We start from the raw sequence: 15,419 nt of genomic DNA on the forward strand, positions 1-15,419 counted from the left end.
TTTCTAAAACAAGAAACTTATTCATTAATTATTAAAGGCAATACTGGTACTGGAAAAACTACACTTGCTCTAAGTATTTTACGAGAGTTTGGAGTAAATAAGAACTGCCTTTACATTTCGACTAGAATTTCTCCGGACCAGATTTTCCAGTATTATCCATGGGTTGCAAAATTCTTTAATCAAATAAAAAAGATAGAACCAACTGAATCAGTTGATACTACGGATAGTTCTATGTTTGTTGACGCGCGGCTTGACGAATCAGGCCCTCTTTTTGAACGCATTACAAATGAATTGATGGATGTAAGGGCACCAACTATTATTATTGATACTTGGGATGCAGTTGGATTTTTGATGGATAAAGAGACACTGTTGAATAACTTGAGGGTACTTCAAACATGGAGAGAGCGTGCCGGTGCAAGGATGATTTTTGTAACAGAGAATTCAGAAGACAAGATATTTGACTTTCTAGTTGATGGCATAGTCGAGCTCAGGCAGCGACAGGACAACGAGAGAATTGTACGAGAGATCTTCTTGTCCAAACTACGCGGAGTGCGAATTAACAAACCCTCTTACATCTTTTCGGTAAACAACAGCCAGTTCCATAGCTATGAACATTTTCAGCCATGGAAACTTGAAGATTCAATGTATTTTCCTACTTCAGCAAAAGATATAGAGAAACAAGATCTGTCAAATAATGAGTCTTATTTTACCACTGGATACCAGGAATTAGACAAAGTGTTTGGAGGGGGTTTTCCCAAAAACAGTATCATAAGCATCGAACTTGATTTTCATATTAATGCCAAGATTGCACTCGCGTTTCTGAGCAAAACTATTGCAAATTTTATTGCAACTAAGAATCTGATTCTATTTCATCCATTCGAAAAATCAGGTCTAGAATTGCTATCTCACTATCAAAAATTATTTAGCGCCCAAAAAGATTTGGTAAAAATACTTTCAAATACAATTAATCCAAATACTCAAGCCAAAAACAAAAAACATCATAAACCCATAGAAGATGCCATCCTAGCAATTAAAAAGAAATATCGCAAAAAACATCTGCTAAGCATATTTGGATTCGATATTGTAAACTTGTTTTCAAAAATAGATTCTGATTCAAAAACCTTGGACCTTTTTGGACTGATTAAATCAAATTCTGACTTGTCTATTTTCATATCTAGAAGATCACACGTTAACAAACACAGTCACTTGTCTGAAATCTCGGACATTCGATTGTCGATTCTTGAGATTGACGGCACCGTATTTTTGCAGTCAGAAACACCATGGTCCCAGCTTTATGCGATTGAACTACCACAAGAGAAAGGAAATGGAATAGAGTTGGAACCAGTAGTATAGGAGATATGATGGGACAGACTTTTATGTTCAGTTGGAGAAATAATAAGCTATGAAAAAGATCATGATAGTCGATGATGAATACGACATTACCGAATCTATAAAAAATGGATTGACAAGGAAGGGATTTGAGGTTACTGCATATAATGATCCGGTGAAGGCACTTGACGAGTATGTTCCAGGTTCACATGATCTCTTGTTACTTGATATTAGAATGCCAAAAATGAATGGCTTTGAGCTTTATCGTGAAATTATTAAGAAAAACGACAGCATTAAGATCTGCTTTTTTACTGCTTTTGAAGTGTATTATGATGAATTCAGAAAAATGTTTCCAGACTTGCACGTAAAGTGTTTCATACGAAAACCAATCACAATTAGTGATTTGATATCCCACATAAACGGCGAATTGAACGAAAAATAGCTCTTTTCCACAAAAGGATGCCGACCACATGTTTACCCCAGTTTTTTTGTAAATAGAACAATGTTATAGAACAATTTACCATAATGACTTATATCTAATAATCTGCTATGGCAATAGTCTAGAAAATGTCACAGCAACAAATGTACAGACCCATGTTGAACATTTACGATCTGGTAGATAGAGTATTAGACAAAGGCTTGGTCATTGATGCAAACCTCTCTGTATCACTTGTAGGAATTGAAATTCTTGTCATAAGGGCAAGAATTGTTGTATCAGGAATTGACACGTTCTTACGATATGCATCGGCACTAGGACTAGCGGCTCCACCGGGACTGCCACAAAAATAAAAATCAGGAAATCGATACGCATTGGCAGTATGTCTAGTTTGCGGCAAATTCGCTGACATGGGTCTGAAAAAAGCAATGGGTGCAGGATGGGTCTTTACAAGATGTCCTGAATGTCAACGTGGAACTCCGCTTGATATTGTAATAACATACCTATCAAAAACAGGAACTGAAGAATATTTAGATGGTTTTTGTGATAGACACTGGTTTAAAGATACTGGAATTTGTGGGTATTGTAAGATGAGGCGAGAGGGACACACAGAGAATGTCGTCTAAAGAACTTTCCCCACGACAGCTTACCATTGTAGATCTTGTTGACAGAATTTTGGACAAGGGGGTAGTTTTGACAGGCGATATCACAATATCAATCGTAGGGGTAGATCTTCTATCGTTGAAAATAAATCTCGTAATAGCATCACTTGAAACCGCCAAGCGATATGGAGTAAAACTTCCTTGGGAGAAATGGGAACAGACACAACCAAGAAAGGTATCAGTGAAAAAGGTACCCTTGAAAAGTTCAAAGAGATGATCTTGGTTGAAAGGATCTAACATACAAATCGAAGAACAGTCACTACAGAAAGTGAATCTCGATGGGGATAAGCTCCAGAAAGGTCTTGCAAAGTTAGTCCTGGTGGTAGTTGAGCTATTACGACAAATTCTAGAGCGCCAAGCTCAAAGAAGGATAGATTTAGGAACCTTATCCGAAGAAGAAGTAGAGCGGTTAGGGCTTGCCTTTATGCAGATAAAGGAGAAGGTAGGACAAATATCAGAACAGTTTGAACTAAAGCCGGATGAGCTTGAGGGTACGTTAAAGGGAGTCCTAAGTTCAAGAGATTCTCAGCTTAAGGGAACATCACTTGTTGATGTGCTTGATAGTTTACTAGTAAAGGGCGCAGTAATAGGGGGCAGAATAACGGTATCAGTTGCAGACATTGACCTTGTGGCCCTTGATCTTCTTGCAACACTTTCTGCCATTCCAAGCGTTACAGATGGAACGAAGATGAAACAATGATTGATGGCAAGTATCTTTACTGCATTCTAGAGGGTGCACAAGGCGGCAATTTTGGAAATATCGGATTGTTTGGCAAGAAAACATATGCCGTTTCTTACAAAGACATCAGCGCCGTATTAAGCAACATTCCATTCAAGGAGATAAAACCCGAGATTGAAGCCATAACCTCACACCAAAAAATAATAGATGAGGTAAGATCATACGGCACTATTTTGCCAGCAAGATTTGGAACGATATTTAGATCCGATGACGGTGTAAAAAAGATGCTAATTCAATCATACAAGGATCTAAGATCAAAGATTACAAAATTAAAAGATAAAGACGAGTACGGATTGAAAATAATAATAGACAAGTCAAACCTGAATAATCTTAAATTAGCATCTCACAATACTCCCGAGATTAAAAAACTAAAAAAAGAGATGGCTTCAGCTGGAGAAGGAACAGCATATTTTCTCAAGATGAAGATGGATGAGGCGATTAGAAATCAGACATACAAGAAAATCGAGATGTTAAGCGGACATATACATGAAGATCTTGCCAAGACTGCCAAGGATAGTTGTCTTTTAAAATCAGATTTTGATGAAATAGTGTTAAATGCAGCATATTTGGTAAATCGAGACGAATCTAGTCTGTTTCACAAAAAACTAGATCAACTTAAGACAAAATATGAAACACAAGGCTTTACGTTTCACCTGAGCGGACCATGGGCGCCATATTCATTTTGTTGAGGAGATAAAATGCTCATAACTTTTCTTATTTTGAAATTAACATTCCAGTCAATCTTAAATGAATGTAATAAGCTTGCCTTAGAACAACAATCAAAAGAAGAGATCAGACAATTGAAATCCAGGTTGCTAAAGATTAGGCTTGAATATGAAACAGGGCGAATTGATGAAACAACATACAACACAAAACAAAATGAGATCTTGCGTGAACTTAAGGGGATCTCAGGATGATAATTGAAGAGTCAGACAGAGCAGTACTTCACGCCATCCAAGTAAAACAAATTCAGATTTTCATCAAAGAGCAGGTTGAGAAGATAAAAAAAGACGCATTTGTTGCACGCGATGAAATGATTCAAAAAAGAGCAGAGAAGATAGAACAGGTAAGAGAGAAGCTAAATCAGACCACTCTGGAAATTCAAAACAGACATGCCAGCATAAGAACAAGGCTAAATCAGGAAGCAGTTTTCAGAGAAGCAAACATCAGGGTCAACAGAGGACTTGAGGCACTTGAGAATTTCATTCAGATTTTAAGGGATACACAGAGTGGGGAAGAGATGTTCAAAAAGGCAATTCGTGATCCTATAATATCAGGCTCCCTTAGAACCGAGGCAACCAAAGTTTTAACATCAGAGTTTTTCAAATCAATCCAAAAACAGCTTGTTATGCAAACCGAGTTTATCAACATAGCAGCTCATGAATTACGTACCCCCATCATGCCAATTCTGGTAAATGTTGAGATATTAGAAGAAACTGTTGGTAGAGACAACCCAGAGATTAAAATAATAATAAGAAATGCAAAAAGACTACAGCGTCTCACGGAAAACATACTAAGTGTTACCAGATTAGAAAGCAAAACACTTACACTTCAAAAAGAATCTTTTGATTTCAACGAGGTTATTTCTGCCTGCATTAGAGATGAATCAATTCAGATGGAGAACAAAAACATCAAGATACTTTACGACACAGATGCCAAGAAAGTACTGGTAGAAGCAGATAAGGATAGAATCTCGCAGGTTGTTTCCAATCTACTGCACAATGCAATAAAATTTACAAATGCTGGTAAGATAATTGTCACCCTAAAACATAGAAACGAAGACATACTAGTCAGTGTAAAAGACAATGGAAGAGGAATAGATTCACAGATACTTTCAATTTTATTTTCCAAGTTTGTAACAAAATCTGACAAGGGAACCGGACTTGGGCTCTACATCTGCAAGGGAATTATCGAAGCTCATGGCGGTAAAATCTGGGCAGAAAACAATAATGAACCAGAAAAAGGGGCAATCTTTTTCTTTACTTTACCTGTTTGACACTATAGAGAATTCATCAGCCAACATCAGAACTGAATCACTTGATATTTTCATTATTCCATTTGATATCATATACTGAACACCTCGTATAAAATCATCATCAGATATTTGTCCCTCAGCCCATAACCCCGCATCTAATTTGACCCAATGCGGTATCGGTATAGATGATGAATCGGATGTAGGTGGTACCGATGGGATCGTCACAATATGCTGCTGGATCAGATATTGAACCCCTGATATGAAATCTGAGTCACTAACCTGATTTTCTGCCCACCACTTTGCACTGTTTCGTACCCATGAGGGGATATGATCAGGCACTACAGATGCGTTGTCTAGTGTAGGTATATTGTCCGTGGTGGTATTCGTAAATATTTGAACGTCTGTTTGGTTTCCATCAAGTATTATTTTATCTGCACTCAACTGCGATTCCGTGGCATTATTCAAATCAATTACACGAAAAACATAGCTGCCAGCTTCGAGACCTGGAAAATGGACCTCCCCAATTATACCTACTTTTGATTCTGCCACTTTGTTTCCTGCACTGTCATACAACTGCACCGCAAAGTTTCCATCGGATTTTGTTATCTTCTGTGTACTAGATTTGTAAACTGAGACGGTTATTATCGGCAGTTTGCTTGGCCACGGTGTGACTATTTTAACATTAGTTGATATGCTAGGCAAGATATCAAATGGATAGCTATAGGTCAAGCCATTTGTGGTCAATATAGTTGCAACATAATATTGCTCATCTGTTATGGTTGGCTGTAACCAAAACCTAATGCTGTTTCCATTATTATCTGTGGTACTATTTGTCCAATACTGATAGGAGCCATTGTTTGATCTTACCATTATGGTTGCATTATTTATCGGAGTAGATCTGTCATTGTAGACAACATTAAAGAGAATACTTCCCGGCGACGGTATGTGGAATTGAAGTTCGTTGCTATCGCTATCAAGTGTTATGTACTGAACGCCAGAATACATGCCGCTCACATAAAGTTCAATCTTATACATATGACCTGTAGGGAGAGAAAGATCATATGGATTTCCTGTAATCGAACTTATTGTTTGAAATAAAGTATCTGAGTTGTCATGATATATTTTCAGAGAAACCCCATGGTAGTCTTCCCTTTCTCCATTAATAGACATTAAATCAATTGTTATTGTTCCCATTTTCTGTTGTGTAGAAACTCCATTTTGATCCTGTTCATTATCAAGGGTTGTTAACAAATCATCTAGTTGACTGGGAAGAGTATCAAAAGGATTCGGCATGGTTGAGTTTGAAATATACATGTACTGGACATATGGAATTATATTTTTAACGTATGTACTGTTTATACCATCATTAGCATAAGAAATAACTGAAAAGTTTGACTTGTCATAATTTGTATGCCATCCACCAAATAAGTCAGTTGACGGCAACCCAGAATTATCATATATTACAAGATTATCAACGGTACCAACATAGGATGGTATTGTGTCAGTACCTGGATTTCCAATGATAGGTGAAAGACCTAATGATTTTGCATAATTACTTAGGTGTTTGTAATAATCTTCATTTCCTGATACATATGACATTCCATCGAGGAAGATTCCGTTAACATTGTACCAATTTTTGTATTTGTCAATGTAATTTGTAACTGTGTCAAATGCAACATTTTTGGTATATACATACCCACGACAGAGATTCCAGCACTTTGTAACTTTTGTACGCCCGTATTGTAATTTGGATCCTGTGTTCCCGGTCCACTATCAGGATTTATTATTGCAATTATTGGAATTGATGGATGAGCAACCTTTTCCTTTACAAGCTCATCCCACGATGGACCAGGATAAACATAAAGAGGAATTATGATTCCAGTGGGTTTCTGAATCGCATCTGCACTCGGGGGATGAGACAAGATAGCAACACAGACCACAGATATTATCAGTATCCACGATAAAGAAAAAACGCCAAAGTTAATTCTTGAAGATATCATTGTCCCATACACCAGATATCTCTATGGAATACAGTATGTCCCTTGAACCAATACATGACTATCAATAGATTTACACTGTACCATATTGAGACTAGCAATTATCTCAATATAGGAAAAATTTACTATAGAAAAATTCTGTATCAGTTTTTCAAATTTCTTGGTCCATGCTAAATTTTCGTGCGTGGTATCGAACAAAAATGTAACAATCTTCTAGTAGATTCCTACAATCCCCTTTTATAGCACAGTATGAACCTGTTCTTATGAAGTATCGTAGTAGAAATGAGATTGTATCAATGATCTTAGATTCTGTGAGTTCAGGCGCTACAAAGACAAGGATAATGTACCAAGCATATTTGTCATACACACAACTAAAAGAATACTTGGCTTATCTAGAACAAGGCGAGATGATAAAATACGAAGAGGGAACTCAGCTCTATAGAATCACAGAAAAGGGTAGAAAATTGATGCACTTGTATGAAGAGATTGGAGAATTGGCCTCTTCAAAAGATGTTGCAATGGCAAAGATAGTAATTTAAAACCACTTTTTATTCAACCTTAAATTATAGCTTGCCCACATCCTGATGGTTATTGCGTTTTAATTCTCAGCGTACCAAGAATCGAATTTGTGATTTTTTTAAAATTGCCTAAATGTCAACTTTTATAATCTGAGCTGTTTTTGCATCCACAATACTTCACACAGATACCATAAAAAACTAGTACAACAATTTTCTATAACAATTTACGAGTATCCCAATATGATCCCTGTTGAGGCATCTATCTCGACACGGATAATCCGCTCCCTTACCAACCCAACATCCATTGTTGCAGTCCAGACATTCCCTGTAAAACGGCATTTTTGAATATTATAGTAGAATACAGTTGTTGAAGAAAAGCCCTGGCTATACTCTTCACTTGTATAATGTCAATGGCGTCTTTTGAACCCGCCGAACGCCCATTATTTTTTTTGGGATGTTTTTGGTCTATACTTACTAATACTTGATCATCAATTTATTATTAAAGTAAGATTCTTCTGTACTAAAAATGACGGATATACCTACAGAGATTTGTAATATATTTACATTCAGAATCAATTATCAAACGCAGTGTTTACACCTGTCTCTGACGGACTATCTTTTCTGTTTATTATCTCACAGAATGTTTCTATGTTTAATGGCTTTACTAGAAAAGCATCAAATCCATTTCTCATGATTTTCAACATCAAGTCCTTATTTAGAAGTAATTTAGTGGTCAGGATTAGTTTCTGTTCGTTTAGTTTTCTAATGATAGCAAGAAATTCTATCATGTCGTTGCTAAGAGGTTTAAACATGTTCAGATCAAGCACGACAATATCGAATTTCTGCTCAAGTATCATCAATAAACCGGTGCTGATTTCATTAGATATAACACACTCAAAGTTTTTTTCTTCGAGAATCTTTTCAATCTTTTTAGTAAGATTATCGTCTTCATCTACAAGCAATATTTTGACACACTTTATCTTTTCACAATACGTCATATTTTTTATCACTTTTTATATACAAGTATGGACTGTTTCAATCTATTAATAATTACTCATCTATCTATTGCAATCTTTAGTAACATACATCATTATTCTACTGCAACACAATAATTTTGAAAAACTTGTCAGTGAACAGATTATCCAAATAACACACGTAGAACAGTATTTAATATAAAATTTCTATAAGAATTCATTATAAGATTATTGCAAATTGCTTTACAATACCTGAACTGTATGATAAAGTATGATTTATCGAAGTAAGGCAGAAATTATTTCTGCCATCCTGCAAACAACAGACTCTGGTGCAAGCATAACTAGGATCATGTATGGCTCATATCTGTCTTACACCCTTACCAAAAAGTACGTTAATTTTCTAATGGAAAACAACATGGTGGTATACGAGGAAAAAATACATCGCTACAAAACAACTGAAGAAGGAAAGAAATTCACGCGCATGTATGGAGAAATTAGTAAAATGTTTAATTCAAAATTAAATAAACCACCGGAATTTTCAAAATAGATATTGGAAGAATGCACTAGTACAAGTTCCACATATTTTGTATTTCTATGGCCTTGGGTTCCAGCGGCCTTTCATTATGAATGCCAGTGGAGGTTACATGGCGTTCAGTATTACCACCTGCTTTTATTGTGTTTTCCCAGTGGACAGGAGCTAGATTTGAAATGTCGACTGTTTCTCCGTCAGATAATAGCCGTATTGGATCAATCACCCATCCATATTCTGAATCTGTCCTTCCATAATGACCACGAAAGATCCAGGCTCCAAATCTATCTTTTCGCCAAAAAACTGGGTCATTTCCGGCAAAAATCTCTCCTTTTGACCATATCATCCATATCATATCCTCTGAATATCGCATTATCTTATGGTCTTTGGTCACATCTTTTTACACTGCGTTAATTTATTTAAAGTGCCATGCAAGAATCTTCTAGGTTTTCGATCCTTAAAAACAAGAATTCATAATTAATTCATGTTTGCATTCACATTACCAATTAAAAATTCAATGATTTATCTTGCAACACATGTGATTTTCAATCGGAAAAATTTACTGCAGGTTTTTTCCTTGTCTTAATAGTTTAACATTGTACAATACAATTAATGCTATAATTGATAAGACAAGCACTGCCTGTGTAAATGGAAATTCTGGAATGCTGGATGCATGATAACCCTCCAGTCAACGCGGCAGTCAGGTTATCTGCTATTGGAGTTCCCAGTCCGGTAACAGGATCCCAGCCAGGCCTGCCAGATATCCAGAGTTTCCCACAGTTGATATGATTCTTGTATGCGGTATTGGAATATTGATTACCTTTTACAGAGTTGTTAGAAACTGATTTAAAAAATGGGAAAAAGGGTTTTGGATAATGGCTTAGTTTATCCATTTTATGCAATATGCTGCATGACCTGGTACTAGAGTGTTCCATGTTACGTTCTGTGTTGTCTGAGGTGCAAGGTTGCCCGGATGGCTCTCAGTTTCAGTCAGTGTAATGTCTTGGTTTGGAGCCGCACCGCTCACACATGTGCCCAGTTGATATCCTGGAGCGCTTGTATCGTACCATGTGTCTCCGGCAAGTGTATTGTTCTGAGAACTCTGGCTTGGTGTGTGAATGGTAAATGTCACGGTATACGACCTATCATTTTTCAGTTGGAAGGATACTTCTGGATTTGCCATTGGATTGTATGTCCTGTACCCTACTGTTATTTTCATGGCCGTGATAGTACCATCATATCTATTGTTGCATGTTGATGGCGCCTGTCCCATTGCAAACGCTTCGTTTGCCGATATGCCAAGTGATACCACAAGGATCATCGCAAAACCTAGCATGAGTAGGTTTTTGCCACGATGAGTATGGCTTTTTGTTCTATACAAGTCCACTCAGATTATTTCATGGTCCTAATGGTCTATCTTGGTATGGGCTGAATCTTCTGTAGTTTGTGTAGTTTGGTCAGAGTCTAAAAGTAGGTCCAGTGATCTCCATTTAATCAAGGCAGATAGGATTGTTGAGGCATTGTCTGATTGTATTGACAAGTTTTGCGTTATCTAGTTTAGCACCTGTAAGGTCAGCACCTTTTAGGTCAGCCCCAGTAAGATCTGCATTGCTAAGGTCAATTCCTGACAAGTCAGACCCTTCAAGTTTTGCCTGCACAAGCTTTGACCATGTCAACTTTGAGTCTACAAGATTTGCGTCGGAAATATTGGCTCCGGTAAGGTCAGCAAATGAAAGATTCACATCTGGGAGATCAGTGGATGTTAGATTTGCACCTACCAGATTAGCGTTGAAAAAGTTTGCACCTGCCAGTTCCGAGTTTGACAGATCAGTTCCCTTTAGATTTGCGGCAACAAAGCTCGTACCATAGAACCTGCCGCCAGTTAGTTTTGCGTCGACAATATATGCTCGGCTTAGATCAGCGCCAGAAAGATCCGCACCACTGAGATTGGTGCCACTTAGTTTTACGTCAACTAGACTCTCAAAAGCCAGGTTGACTCCTGGCAGGTTTGCATTATTAAGATTGGCCCCTGCAAATTTAGCATCTGTTAGGACTGCACCATCAAGATTTGCATTCATGAAATTAGCTCCATAAAACTTGGCTCCCTGAAGATTTGCACCTTCTAGGTTTGCGTCATAGAGATTAGCCCCTGAGAGGTCAGCACCACTGAGATCAGATTTTGAAAGGTCTACTCCCTTGAGTATTGAACCTGAAAGATCCGCACCACTAAGGTTTACTTCAGATAAGACACTTCCAGAGAGATCACACCCACTCCAATTTATCCCAGCTGTAGGCACATTCAAGCAATTCTGATTAGTATGGGTCGAAGATTGTGAGATGTGGTTTTGCGTTGATAGAACTAGCATTCCGTTATTCACAAGTTGTTGTAAAACTTTCAGAAAATCACTATCACTTATCTGACCGTTTACCCACAACTTGGCATTTTTCTTTACCGAATCAGGCAGGATTGCGTTTTGTGAAGAATATGCATAGGATGATTGGGTGAAGACGGACACTGCTAGCAAAATTACCAGTATAAGAGAGAATTTCATTATGTTTTTCATAGTTTCCTCCAATCTGAATTAACCGTATGCAAAACTTTCACGCTAAACAGCCTAGTGTCCACCATGGTCATGTCCTCCATGGTCACCGTGATCTCCTCTCCAACCGTGATCATTTCCATGGTCGTTTTGCTGCTGCTGTTGCTGCTGTTGTTGCTGTTGTTGTTGCTGTTGCTGCTGTTGTTGCTGTTGTTGTTGCTGCTGTTGCTGCTGTGCTGTTGCTGTTGTTGTTGCTGCTGTTGCTGTTGCTGTTGTTGTTGCTGTTGCTGCTGCTGTTGCTGTTGCTGCTGTTGCTGCTGTTGCTGTTGCTGCTGTTGCTGTTGCTGCTGTTGCTGTTGCTGTTGCTGTTGCTGCTGCTGTTGCTGAGAAGTGTCTTGTACATTTTGTTGTTGCAATTGCTGCAAAGATTGTTCCCGTTGTAACTCCCATCCATGATATGGTCCGTGCTTGTGTTCTAATTTCTGCCATTGTTGCAATGATTGAATCTGTTCTTGCTGCTGAGATGATAGTTGTTGATTTTGTTGTTCAAACGAAGATTCTTGTGTAGATGATTGTTTTTGCTGCTGTTCTTCCTGTTGTGAAACAGAGATCTGTTCTTGTTGTTGACTTACGGTAGGATCTTGATTGTTTGGACCGTTGGAAATTTTATTATCCTCACCCCATGTCTGCCACTGTTGTTGCAATTCAGAGTCTGGATTGTTTGGGTTGTTTGTGATACCATTAGTCCATCCGTTGTCATTCACAAAATTCTGTTCCTGTCCGCGATGTCTATGCCAAAAAGGATGATGACGGGAATTTTGTTCCATTATAATTGGAGGCTGCGCTGTCTTCGTAGGGTCTTGGGTAGTTGCTGTGCTCTGTGTAGGTGTAGTGGTCTGAGTGTTTGAAGGGTTTTGTTGTGCAGGAGGAGGTGTAGTGGTTGTCGTGTTTTGTGGCAGAGTCGAGTTTTGTGGAAGTATTGGAGTTGGATTAACCACTTGGGTTATAGAGTTTGAGGTATTAGAGTCAAAGTTTTCATCCCCGGAATAGACTACGCTGAGATTGTGAGAGCCTTCTGAGAGAGACGAGGTATCAAATCTAGACTGACCATTAGATATCGTGCTTGTCCCCATAATTGATTGGCCATCATAGAATGTTACTATACCTGTTGGGTTTTCACTTCCCGGGGTAGTTGCAGAAATGGTAGCAGTAAGAGATACCTGTTGTCCAACAACAGACGGATTTTGAGAGGATGATATTGTCATAGTTGTAGGTTCTAATGTAACCTGCAAAAGTGTAGGCGATGTGCTTGAAAGAAAGCTCGAGTCTCCCAGATAAGTTGCAGTTATGGTGTGGTTGCCGCCTGAAAGCGTGGTGTTAAGTGAGGCAGTTGTTCCGCTCAGTGCAACAGATGAGCCTGAGTTTGTTCCATCAATTGTAAACTGCACATTACCGGTTGGTATGTTTAAGCTCTGTGATGCTGGAGATACTGCTGCAGTAATTGTTATTGGTCGATCCGATACTGACGGATTCTGCGATGAAGTTACAGTAACAGTGCTTGTCTGGCGTACCATCTGTAAAAGCTGAGCAGAGTATCCTACTCTGAAGTTGGAATCGCCCGAGTATGTTACAGATATTGTGTGAGAGCCATACGGAGTCATATTAACAGACGCAGTGTGCCCACTTAAATTATCAGTACCAATGTTTTGTCCGTCCTCATAGAACGTTACAGTCCCTGTCGGAGTTCCAGAGCCTGGGTATTCAGCGTTAACTGTGGCAGTCATGGTTACTGATTGTCCCGATGTCGATGGATTTTGGGATGATAGCAGTATTGTTGCAACATTGGCTTGGTTTACTATCTGCGTCACAATGCCTGTGCTTGAAAAAAAGTTAGAGTTTCCTGAGTAGACAGCTGTTATCACATGCAATCCCACGGGAAGAGACGATGTGCTCCATGCTGCCTGTTCTCCTACTAGCGATACTGGCAATCCCACGTTTGCCCCATCAACTTGGAATTGGACAGTTCCTGCAGACGAAGGAGGATATACAGTTGATGTAAATGTCAGATATTGACCTGATACTGAGGGGTTTGCAGAGACTACCATGGTAGTACTAGTGGACGATTTTACGATAAGGCTTGTGTTTGCGGTTCCTGCTTTGTGCACAAAGTCATCGCCATAGTTTGCAGTAATGGTTATTGATTTTGACACAGAAGGCGTTGTGTAAACTGCACTGCATGCAAGCGACCCATTGTTTTGTGGAGAACATGCTGTAAAGCCAAACGAGCCGCCAGAATTTCCATCGTTAAATGCCACGGAGCCTGAGGGTTTGGTCTTGGTGCCATTTGCGTCATAGATCATCGCAGTAAATGTTATTGGTGATTTTAAAGGTGCAGAGGCGGGATTCGGCGTTAGGTTAACTATGGTAGTACATCTAGGTGTTGGCGGATTTCCTTTCAGAGTTCCAGTACTTGCAAAAGTTGATCCGCAGTTGTCCAATACATTTCCATCGTTTTCTAAAATGTTCTTGTTCTCAATTATGCCAGAGTTTGTGATTGTGTTTGTATTGGTAATGTTTCCCGAGTTTGTCATATTTATGTCAGGACTGATATCAAGGACGGTGCCACTGCCTATGACAAGGACACCGCTTGAGTTTATGACCATGTTGGAAAGCAGTGTTACCGTTCCAACGTTATCAAGTGCAGTATAGTTTGATATCTCATGTGGTAGTGATAGAAGTCCTGTGTTTGCAAAATAGCCTTTGTTGTCAAAGGTTCCACTATCAATTTCTATTATGCCAAGGTTTGCAAGTGTCCCTCCTTGTTGGTTTAGGACAAGTCCACCGCTGTTGTCAAGAAAGTTATCAATTTTGAGAGCACCCTCATTTGTCACGGTTCCCGAGTATTCATTTAAGATTGCGCCTGATGAGCCAGTTGATGAGAGAACACCCTTGTTGTCAACTGCACCAAAATTAGTTACAGTTCCTCCCTGACCGTTTTCTGAATTTGTGCCAATTATTGCAAGTTGTCCGTTATTGATTACCGTTCCCATGTTGATTATGGTGGCATGGTCACTCATGTTGGCATTGTTTACAAGTGTTACATCTGTTCCTATAGTAACAGAATCGTTTTGATCAAGTGAGATGTTAGTGCTGATTGAGCATGTAGTCTTGTTTCCATCAGAGCTCCAAACCCCATGCAGCGTAAGACATGTTGTCTGGCCTCCCGAGTCGTCAGATATTATAAAGTCGGTAGCGGCGGCATCATAGGTTGTAAAGAACATCAGAAATGAAGAGATTCCAAATATTGTAATGATCAGAGTTTTGTTCATGACCACGGTTCTTCCCAAGATACGGCGCATATGAAATAACTCGAGATTCTCATAGTGTTGATTTTCCAACACGTGAAACTCTCTCGTAGAGATATGAATACTTTCAATTATGAATCGAATACCTCTGCCAATAATTTAAAAGAGTTGCGTAGGAATCTTCTGTAACTCTTTTCCATCGAGGTATTTTTTGTTTTTGTGATATTTTTCATATAGGATATTGTATGATCTAGAGGTCTGACAAAAAAACAGTACTATACAAGATTGAGACAGCTGGTAGACCTGAACCTGGTGGAAAAAATTGAATATACAACAGGAAGAAAAACTCATAGTGAATCGGTTTACACTACGACCCTTTTTGGAAATCTGATATATGGAAGATGCATACTTGATG

19 protein-coding genes are annotated in these 15,419 nt (G+C 38.7%); 12 read left to right on the forward strand and 7 right to left on the reverse strand.

Going from position 1 to position 15,419, the window contains the following annotated elements:
- The 9 genes from DYY67_RS00005 to DYY67_RS00045 form a co-directional block, all read left to right on the forward strand.
- Positions 1–1,353 (forward strand): ATPase domain-containing protein (locus DYY67_RS00005; RefSeq protein ID WP_166389681.1); only part of this gene is annotated, 1,353 nt, incomplete at its 5' end.
- A gap of 49 nt (positions 1,354–1,402) precedes the next feature.
- Positions 1,403–1,771, forward strand: coding sequence for a response regulator (locus DYY67_RS00010; RefSeq protein ID WP_166389683.1), 369 nt, complete (start codon positions 1,403–1,405; stop codon positions 1,769–1,771).
- 140 nt (positions 1,772–1,911) lie between these two features.
- Complete coding sequence (gvpJ, locus tag DYY67_RS00015) at positions 1,912–2,118, forward strand: gas vesicle protein GvpJ (protein WP_166389809.1); 207 nt, start codon at positions 1,912–1,914, stop codon at positions 2,116–2,118.
- Positions 2,119–2,139: 21 nt separating this feature from the next.
- Positions 2,140–2,391, forward strand: a complete 252-nt coding sequence (locus DYY67_RS00020) for a hypothetical protein (RefSeq protein ID WP_166389685.1) — start codon at positions 2,140–2,142, stop codon at positions 2,389–2,391.
- A complete protein-coding gene (locus DYY67_RS00025; protein WP_166389687.1) occupies positions 2,381–2,644 on the forward strand; it encodes a gas vesicle protein in 264 nt (87 codons plus the stop codon). The genes DYY67_RS00020 and DYY67_RS00025 overlap by 11 nt, the downstream gene beginning before the upstream one ends.
- A gap of 6 nt (positions 2,645–2,650) precedes the next feature.
- Positions 2,651–3,127, forward strand: coding sequence for a gas vesicle protein K (locus DYY67_RS00030; RefSeq protein ID WP_166389689.1), 477 nt, complete (start codon positions 2,651–2,653; stop codon positions 3,125–3,127).
- A complete protein-coding gene (locus DYY67_RS00035) occupies positions 3,124–3,855 on the forward strand; it encodes a GvpL/GvpF family gas vesicle protein (RefSeq protein ID WP_166389691.1) in 732 nt (243 codons plus the stop codon). The genes DYY67_RS00030 and DYY67_RS00035 overlap by 4 nt, the downstream gene beginning before the upstream one ends.
- Before the next feature lie 9 nt (positions 3,856–3,864).
- A complete protein-coding gene (locus DYY67_RS00040) occupies positions 3,865–4,083 on the forward strand; it encodes a hypothetical protein (protein WP_166389693.1) in 219 nt (72 codons plus the stop codon).
- A complete protein-coding gene (locus tag DYY67_RS00045) occupies positions 4,080–5,162 on the forward strand; it encodes a sensor histidine kinase (RefSeq protein WP_166389695.1) in 1,083 nt (360 codons plus the stop codon). Before DYY67_RS00040 ends, DYY67_RS00045 begins: the two co-directional genes overlap by 4 nt.
- Here the strand turns inward: DYY67_RS00045 and DYY67_RS00050 are convergent.
- Positions 5,151–6,740: a hypothetical protein gene (locus DYY67_RS00050; protein ID WP_166389697.1), complete on the reverse strand. Its 1,590-nt coding sequence runs from the start codon at positions 6,738–6,740 to the stop codon at positions 5,151–5,153. The two genes, DYY67_RS00045 and DYY67_RS00050, sit on opposite strands and share 12 nt — an antisense overlap.
- The gene (locus DYY67_RS00055) at positions 6,698–7,141 is read right to left on the reverse strand and encodes a spherulation-specific family 4 protein (RefSeq protein ID WP_166389699.1); all 444 of its coding nucleotides are present in this window, start codon (positions 7,139–7,141) and stop codon (positions 6,698–6,700) included. The genes DYY67_RS00050 and DYY67_RS00055 overlap by 43 nt, the downstream gene beginning before the upstream one ends.
- Positions 7,142–7,401: 260 nt before the next feature.
- Between DYY67_RS00055 and DYY67_RS00060 the strand changes: the two genes are divergently transcribed.
- Positions 7,402–7,677 (forward strand): DUF4364 family protein, encoded by a 276-nt coding sequence (locus DYY67_RS00060; protein WP_166389701.1) that lies wholly within the window; start codon positions 7,402–7,404, stop codon positions 7,675–7,677.
- Positions 7,678–8,228: 551 nt separating this feature from the next.
- Here the strand turns inward: DYY67_RS00060 and DYY67_RS00065 are convergent.
- The gene (locus DYY67_RS00065; protein WP_166389704.1) at positions 8,229–8,654 is read right to left on the reverse strand and encodes a response regulator; all 426 of its coding nucleotides are present in this window, start codon (positions 8,652–8,654) and stop codon (positions 8,229–8,231) included.
- 247 nt (positions 8,655–8,901) lie between these two features.
- Here DYY67_RS00065 and DYY67_RS00070 point away from each other — a divergent pair, with 247 nt between their 5' ends.
- The gene (locus DYY67_RS00070) at positions 8,902–9,177 is read left to right on the forward strand and encodes a winged helix-turn-helix domain-containing protein (protein WP_166389706.1); all 276 of its coding nucleotides are present in this window, start codon (positions 8,902–8,904) and stop codon (positions 9,175–9,177) included.
- Between the two features lie 16 nt (positions 9,178–9,193).
- Here the strand turns inward: DYY67_RS00070 and DYY67_RS00075 are convergent, their stop codons facing one another.
- Entirely contained in the window at positions 9,194–9,553 is a 360-nt protein-coding gene (locus DYY67_RS00075; RefSeq protein WP_218584668.1) for a hypothetical protein, read from the reverse strand.
- Positions 9,554–9,807: 254 nt separating this feature from the next.
- Here DYY67_RS00075 and DYY67_RS00080 point away from each other — a divergent pair, with 254 nt between their 5' ends.
- Positions 9,808–9,948: a hypothetical protein gene (locus DYY67_RS00080; RefSeq protein WP_166389710.1), complete on the forward strand. Its 141-nt coding sequence runs from the start codon at positions 9,808–9,810 to the stop codon at positions 9,946–9,948.
- Positions 9,949–10,039: 91 nt separating this feature from the next.
- On the opposite strand, the gene DYY67_RS00085 is transcribed toward DYY67_RS00080, so the two are convergent.
- The 3 genes from DYY67_RS00085 to DYY67_RS10045 all read right to left on the reverse strand — a co-directional run bounded on the left by DYY67_RS00085 (position 10,040) and on the right by DYY67_RS10045 (position 15,028).
- On the reverse strand, positions 10,040–10,495 hold the full coding sequence (locus DYY67_RS00085) for a hypothetical protein (protein ID WP_166389712.1): 456 nt from the start codon (positions 10,493–10,495) through the stop codon (positions 10,040–10,042).
- Between the two features lie 154 nt (positions 10,496–10,649).
- Positions 10,650–11,711 (reverse strand): pentapeptide repeat-containing protein, encoded by a 1,062-nt coding sequence (locus DYY67_RS00090; RefSeq protein WP_166389714.1) that lies wholly within the window; start codon positions 11,709–11,711, stop codon positions 10,650–10,652.
- A gap of 8 nt (positions 11,712–11,719) precedes the next feature.
- Positions 11,720–15,028 (reverse strand): Ig-like domain-containing protein, encoded by a 3,309-nt coding sequence (locus tag DYY67_RS10045; protein WP_178084783.1) that lies wholly within the window; start codon positions 15,026–15,028, stop codon positions 11,720–11,722.
- Positions 15,029–15,419 lie beyond the last annotated feature (391 nt).

The organism is Candidatus Nitrosotalea sp. TS (assembly GCF_011319465.1).
In the GTDB taxonomy this organism is placed as follows: Archaea; Thermoproteota; Nitrososphaeria; order Nitrososphaerales; family Nitrosopumilaceae; genus Nitrosotalea.